The sequence below is a fragment of the Halobacterium sp. GSL-19 genome, assembly GCF_016917855.1.
GTDB classification, from domain to species: Archaea; Halobacteriota; Halobacteria; order Halobacteriales; family Halobacteriaceae; genus Halobacterium; species Halobacterium salinarum.
This window is the reverse complement of sequence record NZ_CP070375.1, coordinates 14229-32826: the sequence shown is the minus strand read 5'-3', so window position 1 is coordinate 32826 and position 18598 is coordinate 14229. Positions and strand designations below refer to the sequence as shown.

At 53.0% G+C, this 18598-nt stretch carries 11 protein-coding genes; 6 read left to right on the top strand and 5 right to left on the bottom strand.

Annotated elements, in window-relative coordinates; translation table 11 throughout:
- Positions 1 to 3: 3 nt before the first annotated feature.
- The 3 genes from JT689_RS00110 (at position 4) to JT689_RS00100 (ending at position 6612) form a co-directional block, all read left to right on the top strand.
- Entirely contained in the window at positions 4 to 3771 is a 3768-nt protein-coding gene (locus JT689_RS00110) for a helicase-related protein (protein ID WP_205250683.1), read from the top strand.
- Positions 3772 to 3875: 104 nt separating this feature from the next.
- Complete coding sequence (locus JT689_RS00105; RefSeq protein ID WP_229373326.1) at positions 3876 to 5687, top strand: hypothetical protein; 1812 nt, start codon at positions 3876 to 3878, stop codon at positions 5685 to 5687.
- A 7-nt stretch (positions 5688 to 5694) separates the two neighbouring features.
- On the top strand, positions 5695 to 6612 hold the full coding sequence (locus JT689_RS00100; RefSeq protein WP_205250681.1) for a phospholipase D family protein: 918 nt from the start codon (positions 5695 to 5697) through the stop codon (positions 6610 to 6612).
- Positions 6613 to 6636: 24 nt separating this feature from the next.
- On the opposite strand, the gene JT689_RS00095 is transcribed toward JT689_RS00100, so the two are convergent.
- The 3 genes from JT689_RS00095 to JT689_RS00085 form a co-directional block, all read right to left on the bottom strand.
- Positions 6637 to 7758 carry a DNA cytosine methyltransferase gene (locus tag JT689_RS00095; protein ID WP_205250680.1) on the bottom strand — a complete coding sequence of 374 codons (1122 nt, stop codon included), beginning with the start codon at positions 7756 to 7758 and terminating at the stop codon, positions 6637 to 6639.
- Positions 7759 to 8520: 762 nt separating this feature from the next.
- Positions 8521 to 10947, bottom strand: coding sequence for a DUF4365 domain-containing protein (locus JT689_RS00090; RefSeq protein WP_205250679.1), 2427 nt, complete (start codon positions 10945 to 10947; stop codon positions 8521 to 8523).
- A 127-nt stretch (positions 10948 to 11074) separates the two neighbouring features.
- Complete coding sequence (locus JT689_RS00085; protein WP_136361728.1) at positions 11075 to 12820, bottom strand: SIR2 family protein; 1746 nt, start codon at positions 12818 to 12820, stop codon at positions 11075 to 11077.
- A 465-nt stretch (positions 12821 to 13285) separates the two neighbouring features.
- Here JT689_RS00085 and JT689_RS00080 point away from each other — a divergent pair, with 465 nt between their 5' ends.
- From JT689_RS00080 to JT689_RS00070, 3 genes are read left to right on the top strand one after another with little or no spacing between them, the layout of a single operon-like run.
- Positions 13286 to 13822, top strand: a complete 537-nt coding sequence (locus tag JT689_RS00080) for a helix-turn-helix domain-containing protein (protein ID WP_012289705.1) — start codon at positions 13286 to 13288, stop codon at positions 13820 to 13822.
- On the top strand, positions 13819 to 14346 hold the full coding sequence (locus tag JT689_RS00075) for a hypothetical protein (protein WP_012289706.1): 528 nt from the start codon (positions 13819 to 13821) through the stop codon (positions 14344 to 14346). Before JT689_RS00080 ends, JT689_RS00075 begins: the two co-directional genes overlap by 4 nt.
- Before the next feature lie 22 nt (positions 14347 to 14368).
- Positions 14369 to 15604, top strand: coding sequence for a phage integrase SAM-like domain-containing protein (locus JT689_RS00070; RefSeq protein WP_012289707.1), 1236 nt, complete (start codon positions 14369 to 14371; stop codon positions 15602 to 15604).
- A gap of 141 nt (positions 15605 to 15745) precedes the next feature.
- Here JT689_RS00070 and JT689_RS00065 read toward each other — a convergent pair whose 3' ends face one another.
- Positions 15746 to 17053, bottom strand: coding sequence for a hypothetical protein (locus tag JT689_RS00065; RefSeq protein ID WP_205250678.1), 1308 nt, complete (start codon positions 17051 to 17053; stop codon positions 15746 to 15748).
- Positions 17053 to 18276, bottom strand: coding sequence for an AAA family ATPase (locus JT689_RS00060; RefSeq protein WP_158308649.1), 1224 nt, complete (start codon positions 18274 to 18276; stop codon positions 17053 to 17055). The genes JT689_RS00065 and JT689_RS00060 overlap by 1 nt, the downstream gene beginning before the upstream one ends.
- Positions 18277 to 18598 lie beyond the last annotated feature (322 nt).

Sequence of the window (18598 nt, the reverse complement as noted above, 5' to 3'; positions counted from 1 at the left end):
CCGATGGAACGCTCTCTCCCCCAGCCACATGCACCTCGATTCACCCGCCCTCCAGAGGATGCCTACAATGCCGATGATGACCCGGCCTATCCCCGTCATCAATTAGTAAACAGTGCAATCACTGAACAGCTCATTCAACGCTTGACAGGGCGCGGGGAGGAGTCAGACACACTCTACGGTGCTCAACCTTCGAATCAATACTTTGCGGGGTCGCTGGTAAGTCAGTACGAGTATCGAGAGGCACAAGAAGAGGATGATGCTTTCCAGAATTTTGCTGACGATATTTCCCCGTTCACGATCGGTGTTAAATTCCGCATTCCCGCTGAGATCGAGGATGATGCAACTATTGAAATCACACCAAGTGCCGCTGGGTATCAACGTCGATTTCCTACGCTTGAAGAGCAATTAGGGGTGACTAATGACCGGGAAGACGCAGATGTTCTAGCTGAAGAAACACAGCCTGATAGCGAGAATGCAGATATAGAAAGCGACCCGCAACAAGTTGACCCAGCCGGATTCGAACTTCTTACGCGAGTCTACGAGAAGATTCCCCTCAACTTAGATTCCTATACGCTTACCGGATCTGAGGTGCGTGCGCTTATCGATCGAGATACTCCCCGTGAAATCTCGCTTGACCTTTCTGAACCAATACAAGAGGCAGAGGACACGCCAAACCAATTCCGAGAACGGAAATCCGACGTCGGAGAGGGAAGCGCAAACCAAGTGCCTGGAGATGCGCTTCAAAGTGAAGCAGCCTTTGAGAGTTATTTGGATGAAGTATACACCGATACTACAGTGGATCCGCTCTGGAGTGCGCGGATGGAGCTTAATGCCCGGTACGATACTCCAGATGATACTGGCGAAGAGTACATCACGGTAACTGCACGGCTTGTGAATACGCATGGGGAAAACGTTGAGGAAGCAGTCGATCCCGAGTACGAAGACTGGCGTTCCACTCTCTTTGACGTTGAAGTGAAAGCGGAAGCAGATGGTTGTGATTTGGGGGCATTCAAATCAAAAGAGATTGAGGACGAGTACCAATACGAAGGCACAATCCATGGGGTGGGGGAGAACTGTGCAATAGAGCCTGTATTCGGTGATATCGAGAACCCTGACCCAAGTGATGCAACCGGAGTTCGAACGGAGACGGTTCCTACATACGAACAAGCGAAGTATTTGAGTCGGAATCCTGCCGATATCGTAGCTCCGATGGAAGTCTTTGCTGGCGAAGAGGGACGTGAGGCAGTCTTCGAAGCCTTAGAAGACATCTCTTCTGCGATGGAGTCTGCAGCTGAGGATTATCGAAATATCAAGGATGAGATGACGGCTGGGAAATCCAGCGATGCACAAGATGACTTCGAAGACGCGGTCGAAGCGTTCGAATATGAGCACGAGCGTTTCGAAGCAGGGATTGAATGCCTACGGCAGGACGAACGAGCGTACACATCGTTCACGCTCTGCAATCAGGCGTTCGCCAACTTAGGGTTCGACCGCTGGCGGATGTTCCAAATCGTCTTCATCGTCATGTCCATTCCAGATATGTTGAAACAGGCTGCTGGAGTGGATGATGACGTTAATATTGATTTCGAGTCCGGAGAAATGACGGATAGTCTGGACGCTGCTGATATCATCTATTTCCCGACCGGCGGAGGAAAGACCGAAGCGTATCTTGGTGTAGTCACGTTCACTGCGTTCCACGATCGGATTCGTGGGAAAGAGTACGGGATGACCGCATTCACAAAATTCCCGCTTCGGTTCCTGTCCCTCCAGCAGCTTCAGCGTGCAGCAAATGTGCTTGCACAGGCGGAGCTTCTCCGACGTCAACATGATTTCGGTGGCGAAGAGTTCTCGATTGGGTATCTAGTTGGAAAACAGAACACGCCGAACGCTCTCAAAGAGGAGGGGCGGAACAAACTTCGGGAAGCACAGCAGGATGCAGAGGTTCAAGAGAACCTTCTCTACGTGGACGAGTGCCCGTTCTGCCACGAGGAGACGGTCGAAATAACCGGTGATCGGGAACGGGGACGAATCATCCATCAATGCACGAATGACGGCTGCACGGAGGATGAGCTGCCGATATACATCAGCGACAGAGAGGTATACCGGTATGCACCGACGTTCGTGGTTTCCACGATCGACAAAATCAGCATTATTGGCATGCAGCGCCGGATGCGAACGCTCTTCGGCCAAGCAAAGCTCCGGTGTGAAAAACATGGCTACGCGGGCGAAAGCGAGTGCGTCGTACAGAACAGCGCCATTCTGGGGAGCGGTAGTTGCTCCGAAGAGGACTGGGAAGAAGTGGACCCCGTTGATCCGCCATCGCTAGTCATCCAGGACGAGCTACACCTCCTCCGCGAAGAGTTCGGGGCCTTCGATAGTCACTACGAGACCTTCCTGCAAGCGTACAACGACCGAGTCACTGCCGGTGACTGGAATATGAAGGTCATTGCGGCAACTGCAACGATTGAAGGCGCTGAACGTCAGGTTCGAGCTCTCTACCAGAAACCATCGAATATCTTCCCGGAGAAAGGACCACGTCTACGGCAGTCGTTCTACGCGTTTGCGGATCCCATCCGAACGCAACGACAGATGGTTGGGGCGATTCCACGTAGTGTGAGTCGAACATACGCTATTGAGAAAGTCCACGAAGAGTACGCCAGAATCATTCAAGAGTACCGGGATGATTCCGAGAAGCTCTTCGAGGATATCCAAGAGGTGGATGATGCATACAGCCTTGCTGATGCCGAAATCCCAATGGATCCTGAACTTCGGGACGAGATCCTTCAAGAGGTGCTGGATGATTACGAGGTCCAAGTCTCATACCACTACTCGAAGGACAACACGGACCTCATGATGCGGGTGCTCAACACGATGATTAACCAGCATCTCAGCGACGATAAAGAGCCATATTCTGAACTTCGAGGTGAACTCCTGACCGGCGAAACTGAACTTGGAGAGGTGCGGGAGATTATGCGACGGCTCTTGAACCACGACGAAGACGGATTTGATCCGGTTCACCTGCTGATTGCAACCTCAATGATCAGCCACGGTGTGGACATTGGCCGACTCAATTTCATCGGGTTCTTCGGACTACCACGCCAGACGGCTGAATACATTCAGTCGTACTCCCGGGTCGGGCGTGAGTGGCCGGGGACGGTCTTCATGCTCCACAACCCGGTTAGAGTGCGTGATCGTTCCTACTACACGCGGTTCCAGCAATACCAAGCCTACCAAGACCTGCTTGTTGAATCGACGCCTCTCGAACGGTGGGCGGAATTCGCAATTCAGTGCACAATTAGTGGGATATTCTGCGCCGCTTTGCTCCAGTACTACGATTCCCAGTTAGAAAATAACTCCAGTACATCGAACCGCATCTATATGTTCGATGGGTTTGAGGAGGCCGCACGGAACGGCGACCTCTCGTACGATGAACTCTTTGAGTTCGTTACTGATGCGTACGGAATCGACGACGCGAACGTTGCAGACGCCAGTGATGGTGATGACCCACGTAGCGGTGTAGAACTCTATCGGCAACAAATCAAAGAAGAGTTCGACCGGCTGTGGGACGCTTGCCTCGATAAAGAAAACCGAATCCCCGATAGCCGGGCGAATGACCGGAATACGGACGAAAATAACTTCATCCCGCTGGGGGTTCTGGAGCGCGATGAATCTGTCCGGACACCCATGCGCAACCTGCGTGACATCGACGAACAGTTGACGATCGCACTGGACAGCGAAACCTCTCGGCTGGTTAAAGAATACCGGAAATAACCATGTCACGAAACACTGAATTTGAGATGGAGCGTGGGGTTGCCCAAGTACTCAACAGCTATGGGGCCCGGAACGTCTTCGACTTCGGTCAGCTGGGTCTTACCATGCAGACGAACCCGTGGCGACGGGTTGAAGAACTCGATGACGTTGATAGAGAGCGGGTCGCCAACATCATTCAGAGCCGTATCGGACGCTATCGAAATCGGACGACAGCAGATGAATGGGATAGCTTGTCTGCTGATGATATTGACCTCTATCGTCCGCTGAAAGTAGAAGGGCAACTCTATCCCTTGGTGTTCTACTGTGAAAACAAGGACTGTAGGAAAGTCCACACAGCAACTGAACCAGGGTATCTACCCTCGGACGGTCAATGTAGGGCCTGTGGCGAGTCAATCACGCAGCTCCCCTTCGTTAACGTCTGCCCGTGCGGTCGGCTCGAAGATCCAGGACCAGATACGGGGTGTGGAGCGCATGGGTTTGATGATATCCGGCTTAACAAACGGGCGAGTGAACCCGCTATGTGGCGGTATGAATGCGGGGAGTGTGGTGATACAATTGACGTCCTAAGCAGCTCTTGTGGAGTCTGCAACGATATGAAAGGGCCACTGCCAACGGCCAGTAGTCGCATATTCTATTCGGAGAAGGCAGTGGAAGTCGATATTCCATATTTGAGTGATGAGGCCGATGACATCCCGAATGATAAGGCATGGGCACACGTGCTGATGGCAGCACATCTCGGGATTGCTGATTTAGAGAGTGATACGTTGGAGAGCCTAGCGACGACTGAGGGGAAGTTAGACAAGTATCAGAAATGGGTCGATAAGCTTGGCGAGGAACAGGCCAAAGAGATGTTTGATGACATGGACCAGAATATCCATGGGCGAGAAACCCTGGTTGCAGATACCAAGCACATCACACCACCTGATACAACAGAAGATGTCGATGAAGGAACGCGCGCATTAGCATACTCAAACATCGCGCATCAACTATTCACCTTCCAACGGTCTACGAAAGGCTATGAGGGTGATCTCGAAGCACTCGAAGATACACGCCATCCGATCCCGAAATCACTCAACCAATTCCTGAATGACCCAGAGTTCCGGGAACGCCATCCTCAGAGTGGCCGATACCGCCCCCAGCTTACAGAGTCACATATCCGCCAAGCGTGGATCGTCGATCAGTTCCCGCTTCTGAACATCCTCTACGGGTATACGCGGGCAGATTCGCAATCAAACAATGCGGATTTACGGAGTTTCCCGCACCCACGTGAGCGTGCAACAACACCGATATTCGCCGATCGAACACCTAGTGAAGCGATAATCTTCGAGATTGACCGAACTGCCATCATCAATTGGCTACAGGCTAATGGAGTGATCTCGGCGGACGAACGTCCGGACACCTCGGATGAGGCGGCTTTGAAGGAGTGGTTCCTGAACAATATCGCTACGACAGAGTTAGATAATCCGTTCAGCCCAATTGAAGACGACGTAACTCGGTGGGTGTACCGACTCCTTCATTCGTTGAGTCACTGCCTTCTTGCTCGGGCTGGCGAGCAGTGTGGACTTGCAACATCCAGCCTCAGCGAACGCATTTTCCCGGTGATTCCGGCGATCGCTATCTATGCTGCAAGTACCGAGAATTTCGCACTCGGTAGCATGTTCACCCTGTTCAAAACACGGCTTCATCCGTGGGTGTCTGATGCACGGGACTTGGCTGACCAGTGCTTGGTTGATGCCACATGTCGTGAAGACCCCTCAGGAGCAGCCTGTGATGCCTGCCTACATATCGAGGAGACCTCGTGCGAAGCGATCAATCATCACCTCGACCGCCGGATTATCCGTAGTAAAAGCGACATTGTCGGGTTCTGGGATCGTGAAATTGAGAACGGTATCCCGGACGACATCGCGGACCTCTGACGATTCAATGGATTCTCTGGAACTTTCTGACGGATCACCGTTGTGTGACGATTTTACTGCAGCAGCAGTCGTTCAGGATACAACGCGTCTGAGACAGCTCCAAGCAGTATTTAACTCTCTTCCCGAGGAGACAGCTGAACTCACGAAAGAAACGCTAAACTCGCACCTCCTTGACTGGTCAGAAGCGACTGAGCCGTTGTCAGTACCGGAATTTAATGCAGTTATGGTCTCTCTCGCAAACACACACGCTGCGACTGAATCCCAACCGACCCCGGAGGGATACGAGAAATACACGTTCACGGTCAAACCAGATGCCGCAGTCCGTGTGCTTGACCAACAAGTGGTGGCTGCATTAGCGACACAGCAACGCGAGTCAGCGAGATCGCCATCAACAGATGTGCAGCTAGTTGCGACCGTCCCTCAGGAAGTTGAGAAGGCGCTCTCAGTGGATGTTGAACGGTTGGATATCGCACTCCGTCGGATGCTAGTCGATGCTTCCGAAATTGTTCGAGTGGCAAATCCGTACTTTGACCCTGACCAGTGGATAATTGACGATCTCGCGGCATTACCGAAGCGTGGCGTCGAAACGCGGGTGTTGACTCGGGAGATGACGGGAGAGTCTGCTGATCAGCGAGCTTTAGATGCGATTACGGCTCTGGTCGAGGATCTTACTACCGATGAAGTCCAGTTGATGAGCATACGGGATTTCTATGAAACATCTCGGTCCGGGCATCAGACCGGTGCTGTTCATGCAAAAATCATCTCAGTCGATGATGAGCGGTGTTATATTGGGAGTGCGAATCTTACCGACCTGAATCTTCGAGGTAACTTCGAGTTCGGCGTTATCCTGAAAGGCCCGCTAGTTGCAGAAGTCACCGCGGTGTTTGACGCGATATTCTCACACGCAGACCCAGTTCCAGTCTAAACCGACGGTATCCGAATAGGATACTTATTCCGCTGCTTGCAGTTGGGGCTGGTCAATTAATTCGCTGTGCTCCGTTAGGAACTTCGATAGAATCGTGGTGATGAAATCTGGTGGAACAGCGTTCCCAATGAGTCGTTCTGCAGTTCCGTTTGCTTCAGGCAGATCGTATTCATCCGGGAACGTCATGATACGTGCTGCTTCTCGGGGGCTAATTCCTCGGTTTTGTTCCGGGTGGACAAATCGGCCTGAGCTTGGAGAGGTACACCGACCAGTGAGCGTTGGTCCTGGTTCATCCCATTTCATCCGACCATACACGTTCCCCGCACTGTTCTTGTTCTCCAGGTTCTGGTGGCAGTCTAACTGCTCCTCGATTGGGAGGTCCGTCCTGCTTCCACCATCTTTCGGGATTTTCTTGATGAACTCGATGGTCTTCTTTCGGTGATTTCGAGCGCGATGACCGTTGAATGAGAGGTCGTCTCGCTTTTCGCCCGCTTCTAACGGAGGCAAGTCACCAATCGCGTCTTCCACCGTTCGATACGCAGGCCGTGCGTCGTTTTCTGCGTCCTCTGGTGGAACATGAGTTGGTTCCGGCAGGGAGACCTCCTTACCTGAAACGCCTTTAATCCCGATTGCAATTGCTCTCTCACGACCTTGCGGGACCCCATAATCGGCAGTATTCAGTAAGGCCATGTCGAAGCCGTACCCTGCTTTCTGTAGATAGTGTTTGAGATCCTCAACGTATTGCTCGTTCTGCTCAGTCATTAGGCCAGGGACGTTCTCAAAGACGACAACCTTCGGGGAGATGCTAATGATGAGGTCGATGTACACGTTGAGGAGTTTGTTTTTCGGACCGTTATCTAGGGGTGGTGTCGTATCCTGTAGGCTGCTGTATTTCTGGCATGGTGGACAGCCGATTACGAGATCAATTTCGGAGGGTTGGAGATCGTACTCCTCATAAATTTGATTTAATGCGTCATCATCTGTGAGGTCAATGCCAGCAGCTTCGATTGGCAGATTATCGTTGTATGGCTCTCTGACCTTATCATTAATCTCCGCCGCTGCGCGGAGGTTGACGCCATCAACACGGTGAATCCCGATTGATGCGCCACCACCGCCGCTAAATAGATCGACAGCAGTCAAACCCATGGTTGTTGATTTTCTCTATGCCTCGACGTCTTATAAGACTAAGCCAATCATACCCGCTGTGATTGCAAACGGTAACTGCCCCCTCCCTTAGCATCGTATAGGACCCTACTACCGGGGGTACTCATACCACACGATCACGGTCCGTTTCGTATTCATAACCTAGAGTATTGGAGAGACGAACGCGACCTCATCCCAACTGAAATCAATAGCGAGTGTTCCGGCTGCAACTACAGAGATCTCTGCTCTGACGCTCCCCATTACGCCTGATTCAACTCTCACACTCCTCTCCTACCGGGTCAAGTGAAATGATTTCTGGAAACTGGAAGTGGTGAACTGTTTCCGAATTGCAGTACAGCATGTAACGCCCGCGTACAGGAGGAAAACAATCCGTTGGCAAGGGAGTGGAACACTATTATCGGATGCAGCGACCCGGATAATGTTTGTAACTCGACGAATATCTGGGGATCCAGGCTTCCCGCCACGTCTTGCCTTTTTATTGATATATACTGGGTGGCGCATCGAGGTTCAAATCCAACGAACTCAGAGCCAAAGTTCGTCCTTCCAAAGGTTCGGAGGGTAGGGGGTGCTACAAACGAATGACGGGTGGGTTCGGGGGTTCACCGCGATCTGAGTCGCTTGGAGCTGCTTAGGGCGCGGCTCACGAAAAACAATTATCGAATTATGATACGAACAGACGAAATAAAAGAGTGTAGACGATACGCGTCGCTACCGAGTCTCAGCAAACACGGGAGTTATCCAGTACTAGTCCGGTGGATCGAGCCCATCACTCAACATGAACAGTATGAGCGAGGAGGCTAGGAGATCCGCCATCGGCAATAACGGGTCTAACCGCTCATCGAACGATGAACGGCCGTAGTCGTCGTAGGCTTCTGTCACCAGCACCTTCAACGAGTGGTCAACTAGCCGCCACAGATTGTACAGCAGACAGCTGAAGATGAAGGAGAAATACCGCATTCGGTAATCCCGTGACGCGATTGAGGGGACCATCGGCTGAATCATCTTGTACTCAATCTCAATGTCCCACCGCTTCGAGTACCGGTCCACAAATCCAGGTGCGTCAACCGCTGCGACGTCGTCCCGGTTTGTCGTGAATACCGTGTACTGGATATCCTGCGCTTCAGCCACAACCCAGTCATCCCGGTCTGCTGGGACGTACATGAAGTTCACGTCGTGACTATACCCGTCCTCACCGACTGTCTCATCACTTTCCGTGTCGATATACCGGGTCCGATTCCCGTCCAAGTGGAGAGAGTGCGGCACGACACGTGACTTCAGAGTCGGGTCGTACCGAACGACCTCAACCTCATCTTCCAGATCTTTCGAGAACTCCCAGTCATCGGGGCGTGGGCAATGATGATTGCAGCCATCACAATACTCGGATTTGAACTGGTCGAACATGTCTGTCAGACTTGTTCCATACTTGAATCCGCCGTGTTGACACCAGAGATATTTGGACCCAAACGAGCCCATCCCGAGAAGTTTGCCTGCTTCACTTGGTGAGTATGCCAAATGCAGATGTTCGCAGTGCCGATACAACGGCTCCGGATCAGCATCACGAACCGCGTGGTATCCCATCACAGTCATGGGATCGGCTTCGTACGGGTCCGGCGGATCTTCAAGATCAACCTCGATACCCTGTATCTCCAGAATCTTCTTCGCCATTTCCTGTCGGTCACGATCATCGTCTTCATCATATTGTGAGGTATCGTATGGGTTCGGAACGTCTTCGATACGCTCGATTTGATCGTCGAGCGCATCTTCCAGGGCTGTTTCACCGCTTTCGATGGCAAGCTCTCGCGCATCACTGAGAAATTCTGTTGCGATCTCGGGATCTCGGCTGCAATAGTGATATAGGCCAACGCTTTTTCGGAGGTTAGCTTCAAGTTCTGGTTCTGTCACAAAGTCTGCAAGCTGTTCAGCTTGCTTGACTAATGGGTGCGTCTCGTTGAGTGTAGTTTCTTCACCCTCTGTGTCGTCGCTACCTGCCCCCTTAGGTGAACCAGAGCCGGTATCGACAGTGACGGAATCTCCGGGTTCTGGATCGTTCTTGGAGAGCACCTGAAGTTGTCTGCGTTTGGTGAGGTAATTGATGATCTCTGGCAGTGCAACCGCATACGCATAATATTCCTCGTTATCAAGGAGGGCTGCGAGTTCTTCAGTGAGTGCATTCATCGTAGCAAGTTCGTCGTGAAACAGATCTGCAGATAGTTCGTCTCGCAGGTACCCATATTCCGGAACCTCGAATTCATCGAGTGATTGAATGCGGTCCGTGGCGATCATTTCTGTGCGTTTTTCAGCGAACACGAACAGCGCAGCGACCTGCTGGAAGATAGTTGCGAGATGCTGATCGACATCCATCTCAAGGTTGGCAGCGAGTTCACGAGCTTTGTGCGCGAATTCCGCCATCTCCACGGCCTCTTCACCATCCGCAGGATTTCGCATATAAATCTGCGCGAAGAGAGCTTTGACCGTCGCTTCGTCGTCATAGTCGGCGTTGAGGATTTCCTCGATGGATTCTGTGGCTTCGTTTTCGTCACCACGCTTCAAGTACTGCTGCGCGATGAGGAGTTTGTGCCCACGGTAGCTGAGGCGTTCCTGTTCGGCGTGTTCTTCCAGCTCGGAGAAGTCCTCGGGTGTGAATGCGACACCTTCGCCAATATTCAGTGCTCGTTGTCGTCGCCGGTCGATCCTGCTTTGCGTGCGGTTGATGGCGGCTTCAAGACGTTCGTGATCCGTGATTAGGCGTGAGCGCGGGATGGTAATGCGATGAGTTGTTTGACTCCGCCAGTCCGGATTCTCGTCGGTGAGGGTATCCCAGACGTATTCCTGAATGACACGCCAGTAGATTTCTCTAGTGGTGTCGTCGTAGATAGCGAGGACAACTGGAATGGGTTGCCCCATGTATTGTTTGAGATGCTCAATTGTGAGTTTCGCATGGACAGTTTCGGTATCAGAATCGAATTTACCGGTTGATTTCAGTTGGATGAGGAAGTGATCACTGCGGATGTTTTGATGGGTGGAGTCGTCGGTGTCATCATCAGTGAGGTTAACGATAAAATCAGGACCGTAGTCTTTCTCGTATGCTTCGACCGGGTATGGGCGAAGTTGAGTAACGAGTTGGGCTTCACCTATCTCGTCAAGTTCCTGGTCAGAACTGCGACTCGGCATTTATCTTCATCTACATATTACGAGCTATATTAAAATAGTCTAGGTTGTGAACTGTCTTCTCTGGTGTGTCCAATTTCTCGCGTAATTGCCCACCGCAACCACTCATATCTACCGATTGTGGCGTCGGCTATGCTGTGGAAAGATTTTCTAGCGTATCAAGAAGGTCCCTCGACCGGTCCGGAGAGGCTTCGAACATACCCACCTGCAAAGGACCCCAATCCTCACCCTGTTCATCAAGGGACTCTCTTAGATGTGAGACAGTTTCTCCCCAGTAAGTCGTCCCCATGAGTCTCATCTCGCCATCCCGACTCTCGACTCTTTCAATGAGTGCTAAATCCGCTATCGCTTCAAAATCCTCAAACGATTGTTCATATGCAGTCGAGGAGGAAAGGAAATCCATTGCCGGCTCTCGAAGCTGGTCTTTTATTTGGGACCGAATGGATTTCTCCTGACGTTCGCGCTCGAATCCCGATCCGAGTTTATCTGATATTCTCCACGGGTGGAGTGCGAACTGGGCCTCCTTCCCAGATCTATCTGAATACGATAACGATGAACGGTGAACCTCAACTGTTGTCTGCGATAGTAGCTTCTGGATGACGTTCCAATTCTCGGAAGCCAGTGCCGCCATTCCCACCCCATACATAACGAGTGTAGCGGGGTAACGCCTCAGTAGCTTTAGAGCAGGAGTATATTTATTCTCCGGTGATGGTGTAGAGCCAATGTGCTGTATGGCCTGAACCGTCGGCTTGAGACCGATATTCACTGTCTGGTTTCCCCAGTAAGAACAAGTCATTGTAGCCACAGCCAGGGTTCCGACTACGCTGCCGTATTCTTCAAGCCTGTCCTCAACAGTGATCTCGCCGGAGTCGTTATGTAGGGGAAACCGCTCCTCCTCAAATATCTCCGCGCTCACTTCCTCAGCTTCCTCTTTGATAAGATCGGCAAGATCTATCTTGTGCTGTTCCCGGGTCAGGTACTTTTTCACTCGTTCGCGGGCCACCTCGCGTGAGAGTGGTGCCGCGGACTCCGCGCCCTCCAGTGCTTCGACGCTCTCTTTCAATTCAGAAAAGAACCGAGCAGCACCCTCGTTCTGGATAGTGATGGCATCCCTGTGCGACACGAGGGGTTCTGCCTCCTCTTCAAGTTCTCCGTGGTGGGACCAGTAAGTCGAGTATCGATGTACTTTGCATGATTTAAGCGACTCTCGCAGGCGTGTATCCCACTTCCCTGACCAACCGCACACAATCAATCCGTAGTCTTTGAAAACTCGGTCGATGAGTTCCTGCATCGGTTCTGAATACTCCTCCAGCTCGGTTGCAAGGTTCTTGATATCGGTTTCTTTGTAGTCGCCATTCACCTTGATAACAACCGCATCCTGGTGTGCAAGTGGCTCAGCGCCCCGAGCTGATTCTGGCCCTGTTATCACGACAGGCTTGACACCGTATTCGGCTAACGCATCCTCAAGCAGCTGGTCAAAGTTCGTGGTGAGAACTACATCGATGTACCCGTTGTCGATAAGCCAGGCAATGCTCTCATGTGCCTTGGTCGGGGTTTTCTCGTCACGACCTCTTTCCTCCTCTGACGGCTCGAAGTAGTCTTCCAACAGTGATCGTCGTTCCTCTTGCGAGCCTGCCAACTCACCAATCAGGTCGTCATAGGCAGCCTCTTCTCCGTACTCCTCTTTGTACCAGTCGAACGGATCGTGCTGCAGATCTTCTTCTCTCGCTGCAGCCAGTTTCCGAATCAAATCTTCGACAACTACCCACCCAGTCGGGACGCCTGCACCAGTGGAGACTCCTGACCCGAGAAGTAGTGCATATCGCCCGGGATTATTCCTGACCGAAAATGTGAGCGACATTCGTTTGTCAACCATTTTTCAGCACCTCTTGTGTCATCGTCATTTCTCGGTTATTTGAATCTTGTGTGGAGGAGATGCTCGAATTGGTTCGATGAGAGGTGACACCACTCACCTTCTGTCAGATATTAATCGTTTTGTATGGGCGTACCCTCCGAACCTCTGCGTGGAGATTAAGCGAATTTCTGTATTGCACTATACGGTCTACACACGTCTGTTTCGGTGGCTCCACACCCTGAGGGTACTGAAATCGAGGGAATCACCCCATACTCTAACTACTCGTGATTACTCTGATAATCACGACCACTTTGAAGTACCCCGACGCCGTCGGTGAAGCACGAATGCTGCAATCGCCTCAGGAAGACGCTTCCCCCAGAGTAGAGCCACTGCGAGCGGCTGATCCCCCGCGAGTGTCGGGTCGGTTGCGAGCTCCGCTCTGTCGCCGGAAACCTTATCGCGAATTATCGATAATTCGTAATCGAGATGGCGCAATCACCTCCGCGGTCAGGCCGACCACCAATTCAGCAGCTTCAGACGGTGGCCGACCTTCTCGACACGCCGGCACTCGCTCGGCTATACGCCCATATCCTACAACACGGTCCAGTCACCGTATCCGAACTTGTCGACGAACTCGACATCCCTCAGGGGACCGCCTACGACTATGTGCAGAACCTCGAAACTGCTGGGTTAGTGGAGAAGGCTCGTGATCAACGCCCGTACGAATACGACGCCGAGTCGATTGCACTTACTCTCTCGACGGACGGCGAAACACAAACGATCACGCCAGCACTCATCGCTGCCGTTGCCCGCCGCGACGATGATGAGGACATCGACATCTACATCGGGCGTCACGGTCTTGATGGCCTCGCCGTCGCGCTTGAGTACGCCTACGAGTACGTCGATGGCACGGTCAACCATCGGATTGCGGCCCGGGAACTCGACCTCTCACCGCTTGAAGCCGAGATCATTCTCCAGGCACTGGAACCGGTTGCCGCCGAGTACGCCGACGCGGTTGCATGACGACGGTCTATATCGCCGATACCGGCGTCTTCGTCCGGTGTGGTGGCCCGGGCAAGGACAAATTTCAACGGCTCCGTCGGGCACTCCGACAGGCAGGTGTCTCGTTGTATGTCCCCCAGCGTGTCTACGAAGAGATCGGGGGCGATCCGGCAGCCGAAGAGTATCCCTCCGGGAACATACCCAATCCCGATGGCTTCGAGGAAAGGTGGATCATCGTCGCCGACGACCTCGACTACGCCAATCCGATCGTCTCAACGGTGATGGACGAAGCACGAAGGTTCATCGCCAACGAGACCGACCGCGACGAAGATATCACCGAAAAAGCGGACACAGCACTCGTGGGGCTTGCTGCTCAGGTACTCGATACCGGAGAGTCAGACCACGTTGTTCTTCTCACGACCGACAAACCGGCGGGCCGGGCGGCCGAGACGCTCCTGCCGCAACACGGCTTCAGCGACCGGATCGAATTCCAGTACGTCAGTGTGGAGTATCTCGAGACGATCACAGCCGAGGAATTTCGATAACGCAGCGCCGAGGTGAGGCCCGATGAGCGACGATCGGTCTTCTTCCCGTTCTAAAAGCTCTCTCAACGACAGCTTCGAGCGCTACCTCCAAGACAAGGGGAAAGGCCGCGGTGGCGACGGCGGGAACTACCGACGAAACGCTGCACGCGAGTTGGAGCGGTTCGCGGAGTGGGCCGCCGGCCACCGTGGCGACGAGGACTGGACCGGGATCGTCCCCGACGGTGTCGACCGGGAGCCGACCTTCAGCGATCTCGACGAACGCGTGTTCCGGGAGTACGCCCGGCATCTCGGTGGAGACCGGGGACTCAAGCAGAACACGGTACAAACCTACTACCGATATATCTCTGCGTGGTGCGGCTGGTGTGTCAACGAGGGCTATCTCGAGACGCATTACGCGCAGCGGGCGAGTGCGATGGCGCCGTTGCCGGAGGACGACGGCCGCAAGCCCGGTGACCAGCAGGCCTGGACGTCCGAACAGCGCCATACCTTCACCCGCTATGTCGACGAGCAGGCCCGCGATGCCATCGAGGCATACACGACACTGCCGGAGGATGCTGACTCTCTCGACAAGCAGCGAGCGCGCTACGCGGCGCTGAAGGCGGCTCGTGATCGGGCTCTGGTGTTCGTTCTCGCGTATACAGCTGTCCGCGTCGGGGAACTCCTCCGAGATCCGAACGACCCGCGCCGGCGCGGCGTCCGCTGGGAGGACCTCTCCCTTGACGACGGGAGTATGGATGTCTACCGGAAGAAACAGCAGTGGGATGCGGCGAGCCTCCCTGATCCGGTAATTTCGCCGCTGCGGAGCCACCGCCAGCTGATGGATCCACCGACGGAGCGCTGGCCGGTGTTTCCGACGTTCGACCAACGGACGCTCGCAGGGCTCGTTCAGGAAGAGCTAGCTGAACGAGGGGAACGCCCAGAAGCAATCGGTGAACGCCGTGATAAGTACGCTCGCGACCTGCTGCTAGCGCTCGATGAGGACATTCGGCCGCCGTCGATCACGACGGACGGCGCACGGTCGATTCTCCAACGGCTCTCGGATGACGCAGAGATCGGCATTGACCATCCGAAACACGATTATCTTGCCCCGCATGGTGGTCGACGTGGAATGGGGGAGGTACTTGTCCGTGCGTTTGGGTATACGGTCGCTGCCCGTTACTTAGATAACTCCGAGGAGATGGTTCGGGAGCGCTACTCGCATATTGAAGCTGGTGAACTCGGTGATGTCGCAACCGAAGCACTAGAACAGATCGATTGAAGAGTGAAGGTATCGACTCTCCCTCAATCATAGCAAAAAGGCACTGTTGGAGGTCAGCGTAGTACCTCTCCGAGTTCAATGGGGAGCTCTGGTAACGGAGCAGATATCATCTGATCCGGTTGGAATCTGCCTGATCTACTGTCACCAATAGATGGCTACTATTTGCGATTCGATTTGGAGGACATCAACATCGATAGCTTCTTCTTCACCACCCATAGACCTGTGTTCCTCGAATATCATGTAGTCAGTAGCTTCTGCTTCGTCATCCTTCGAGAGGGAGACATCGTGGTCTCGAAGATACGTCGCATAATCAGTGTAAAAGTCAATCAGTTCTGTTCCGCCATAGGGGGAGAGTGTTGGGACTCCTTCTTCAACTACATACTCGGTTATGAACCCGCGATGAAGATCGTCCCCGACCTCGTCAATCCCTGCTCGTTCATCAAATTTAGCGAGCGTATCTATCCAATCGTCTAGGTCTGTATCGTCACTGAACTGTTCGCTCGCCTCCTCTTTGGCGAGGGACGCCGCACGTTCCATAAATTGGGTTAATAGCTGAGCCAGCGGCGGAGAGACTGTTTCGATTTTCTGTGCGAGGCTTAGCGGGTGCCACGACTCTTCGCCATACGTCTCCTCGACACGACAGAACACTGTGTATTCTTCCTCGTCAAACAGGGCATCAGGAACGTCTTGCCAGAGCTTCAGGGCGTTCAGCTGACCCACGATATGGAGTGGCTCTCCGTCAGAATCGTCCGGGTCACCTGGCTGAATTCTCCCGTTCTTCACCTGGTAATCGAGAACGCGTCCACTCACCGGGATTTTTGCCCCAAACATTGATTCGATAAGCTCCAGGACATCTTCGTCCTCTGGAACAACTGCCTCCGGAATATTCTCTTGGAGATACATCATCACCTTATAAAATCGGTATAGATAGTGCGTCTCCAGCTCAACATCAACCCGAAGGATCTTCCCTCGGGTTACTTCGGACACATCTATCTCGGTTTCCTCGTCCGAATCGATGAGGCCAACATCCTCGTCGTGCCGTCGATGCTGATCTAACTGGTCGAAGAGTGACTGAATCGCGTAGTTGTGTACCACTTCGGATGAATTCTCCCCCATCTCAACCTGTTCGCCCTCTACCTTTGCGCCCACCCCAGAAATACTCGCGTTCACACCACCAGCAACACGCTTCGTTGACCGACTCCCAATCTGCTCGATCCGTTCTTGTTTGATGGCTCCTTCGATCGACGCAAGAAGACTTACAACGCTATCCCGATCCAGGTAGACGAACTCCCGAAGTTCCCTCTCGTACCCGCGGTCGTCTTCCTCATCGTTAGGCTCTCGGTCATCGGAGTCCTCAACAGAATCATCCTCTGGTGACTCATCACTTGGGGATTGGTCCTCTCCATTCTCCCTTCCTAACCGGTTCGAAATCCGTTCTTTTAGTCCCATTAGTCTGCGCCCTCCTCGGCTTCTTGCTCTCGTCGTCGTTGTGCCTCCTTGTTATTGATTTGTGCCTGTACCCTCTCATAGGCACGTTCAACGTCCATCCGACGAATTGTCGGACTCCCCTCCCTGTCCCGTTCTCCCTTCAGCAGAATCTCTCCAATCTCTTCGAATAACGACTCAATATGAGCACCAGTCCAACCACTCGACTTCTCGACAAGGTTCTCAAGACTCACGGTGTCAGCGAATTCAACGTCCGGTTTGTGGATATTGAGGATTTCTCGTCGGCCTTCGCGCGACGGACGGGGGAACTCTATTTCCCGTCCGAACCGACCTGGTCGCCGAAGGGCTGGGTCGATTGCCCCAATCAGATTGGTCGTCCCGATGACTACCACTCGCCCGCGTTCCTCGATGCCATCCATTAACGACAACAATTGGCCGACGGTTCGGCGACCGGCATCCCTTGTCTTGTCCCGTCGCGGTGCCATCGAATCTATTTCGTCAAAGAAGATGATTGCTGGCGGATTTTTCTTGGCATTCTCGAACAACCCGCGGAGCTTCCGTGCCGTCCCGCCAACTAACTCATGAGACAACTCTGGGCCTCTGATGCTGTAAAATGACGCATCTTCGACTTGGTTCGCGACGATTTTCGCCAGATACGTTTTGCCAGTCCCCGGTGGGCCGTAGAACAGCACGCCTTTCGGAGCACTCATCCCGACATCCTCGAATCGTTCTGGCTCCTTGAGAGGGACTTCCACTTTGTATTTCACTTCCTCAACGACATCGTCCATCCCACCGAAATCCGCATACTCTTTGTCAGGAACGTTTTTTGGTGTGAGATCAGACGAGTCAGTCTCGTTTACCTCTCGCAGGGGGTCTAGGGTGGTATCGTCGAGTTCAACGATACCGTCTTCAAATACTTTGTAGAATTCACCTAGTTCCGTAAGCAACACGCCATCCCCCGGTGAGACATCCTCAGCCGGATTTGCGAGTATCCGTGATCTGCTGTTCGTCTGGACTAAGATGTAGTCATCGGTGACTTTCTCTACTCGTGCATGTTGGCCCGACGGATCATCTTCTCTCGCCACGCCGACCGCTTTGTCCTGTCCAAGAGTATTTTCAACGTTGACGTAGTCTCCGGGGGTCACCTGGCGCTGAATATTACTCTGTACTTGAATGATAGAACCGTTTTCATTGACCAGTAGATGCTGATCCTCTACAGCGAGCACCGGTAACACCCGGCCATTACCCATATGTCGCCACTTCTCGCCTACTCCTTATGATATCTTTGCCAGGCCACCATTCATTACCCAAGACAATTGAAATACGACCCAGACAAATAGCTCATAATACGCTTGTCAATCACTATGAACTGGTTGACTAGGGCTTGGGGAGGGGCTCTATCTCTGTTCTCCAGAGCGAGGCAAGCGTTTATACAGTAGAAGAACTAAGATTCGGTTGACCAATGAGTCTTGACCAAGCGGTTGACGAAGCGCTCGCGACACACAATATGTCGCGCAGCGAAGAGGCCGAGGAAACGGGCCGAACAGT

Coding starts and splice junctions, on each gene's coding strand:
- JT689_RS00075 (WP_012289706.1), top strand. CDS start 13,819: ATGACGACGGTCTATATCGCCGATACCGGCGTCTTCGTCCGGTGTGGT.
- JT689_RS00095 (WP_205250680.1), bottom strand. CDS start 7,758: ATGGGTTTGACTGCTGTCGATCTATTTAGCGGCGGTGGTGGCGCATCA.
- JT689_RS00085 (WP_136361728.1), bottom strand. CDS start 12,820: ATGGTTGACAAACGAATGTCGCTCACATTTTCGGTCAGGAATAATCCC.
- JT689_RS00105 (WP_229373326.1), top strand. CDS start 3,876: ATGCAGACGAACCCGTGGCGACGGGTTGAAGAACTCGATGACGTTGAT.
- JT689_RS00065 (WP_205250678.1), bottom strand. CDS start 17,053: ATGGGACTAAAAGAACGGATTTCGAACCGGTTAGGAAGGGAGAATGGA.
- JT689_RS00090 (WP_205250679.1), bottom strand. CDS start 10,947: ATGCCGAGTCGCAGTTCTGACCAGGAACTTGACGAGATAGGTGAAGCC.
- JT689_RS00110 (WP_205250683.1), top strand. CDS start 4: ATGGAACGCTCTCTCCCCCAGCCACATGCACCTCGATTCACCCGCCCT.
- JT689_RS00080 (WP_012289705.1), top strand. CDS start 13,286: ATGGCGCAATCACCTCCGCGGTCAGGCCGACCACCAATTCAGCAGCTT.
- JT689_RS00070 (WP_012289707.1), top strand. CDS start 14,369: ATGAGCGACGATCGGTCTTCTTCCCGTTCTAAAAGCTCTCTCAACGAC.
- JT689_RS00100 (WP_205250681.1), top strand. CDS start 5,695: ATGGATTCTCTGGAACTTTCTGACGGATCACCGTTGTGTGACGATTTT.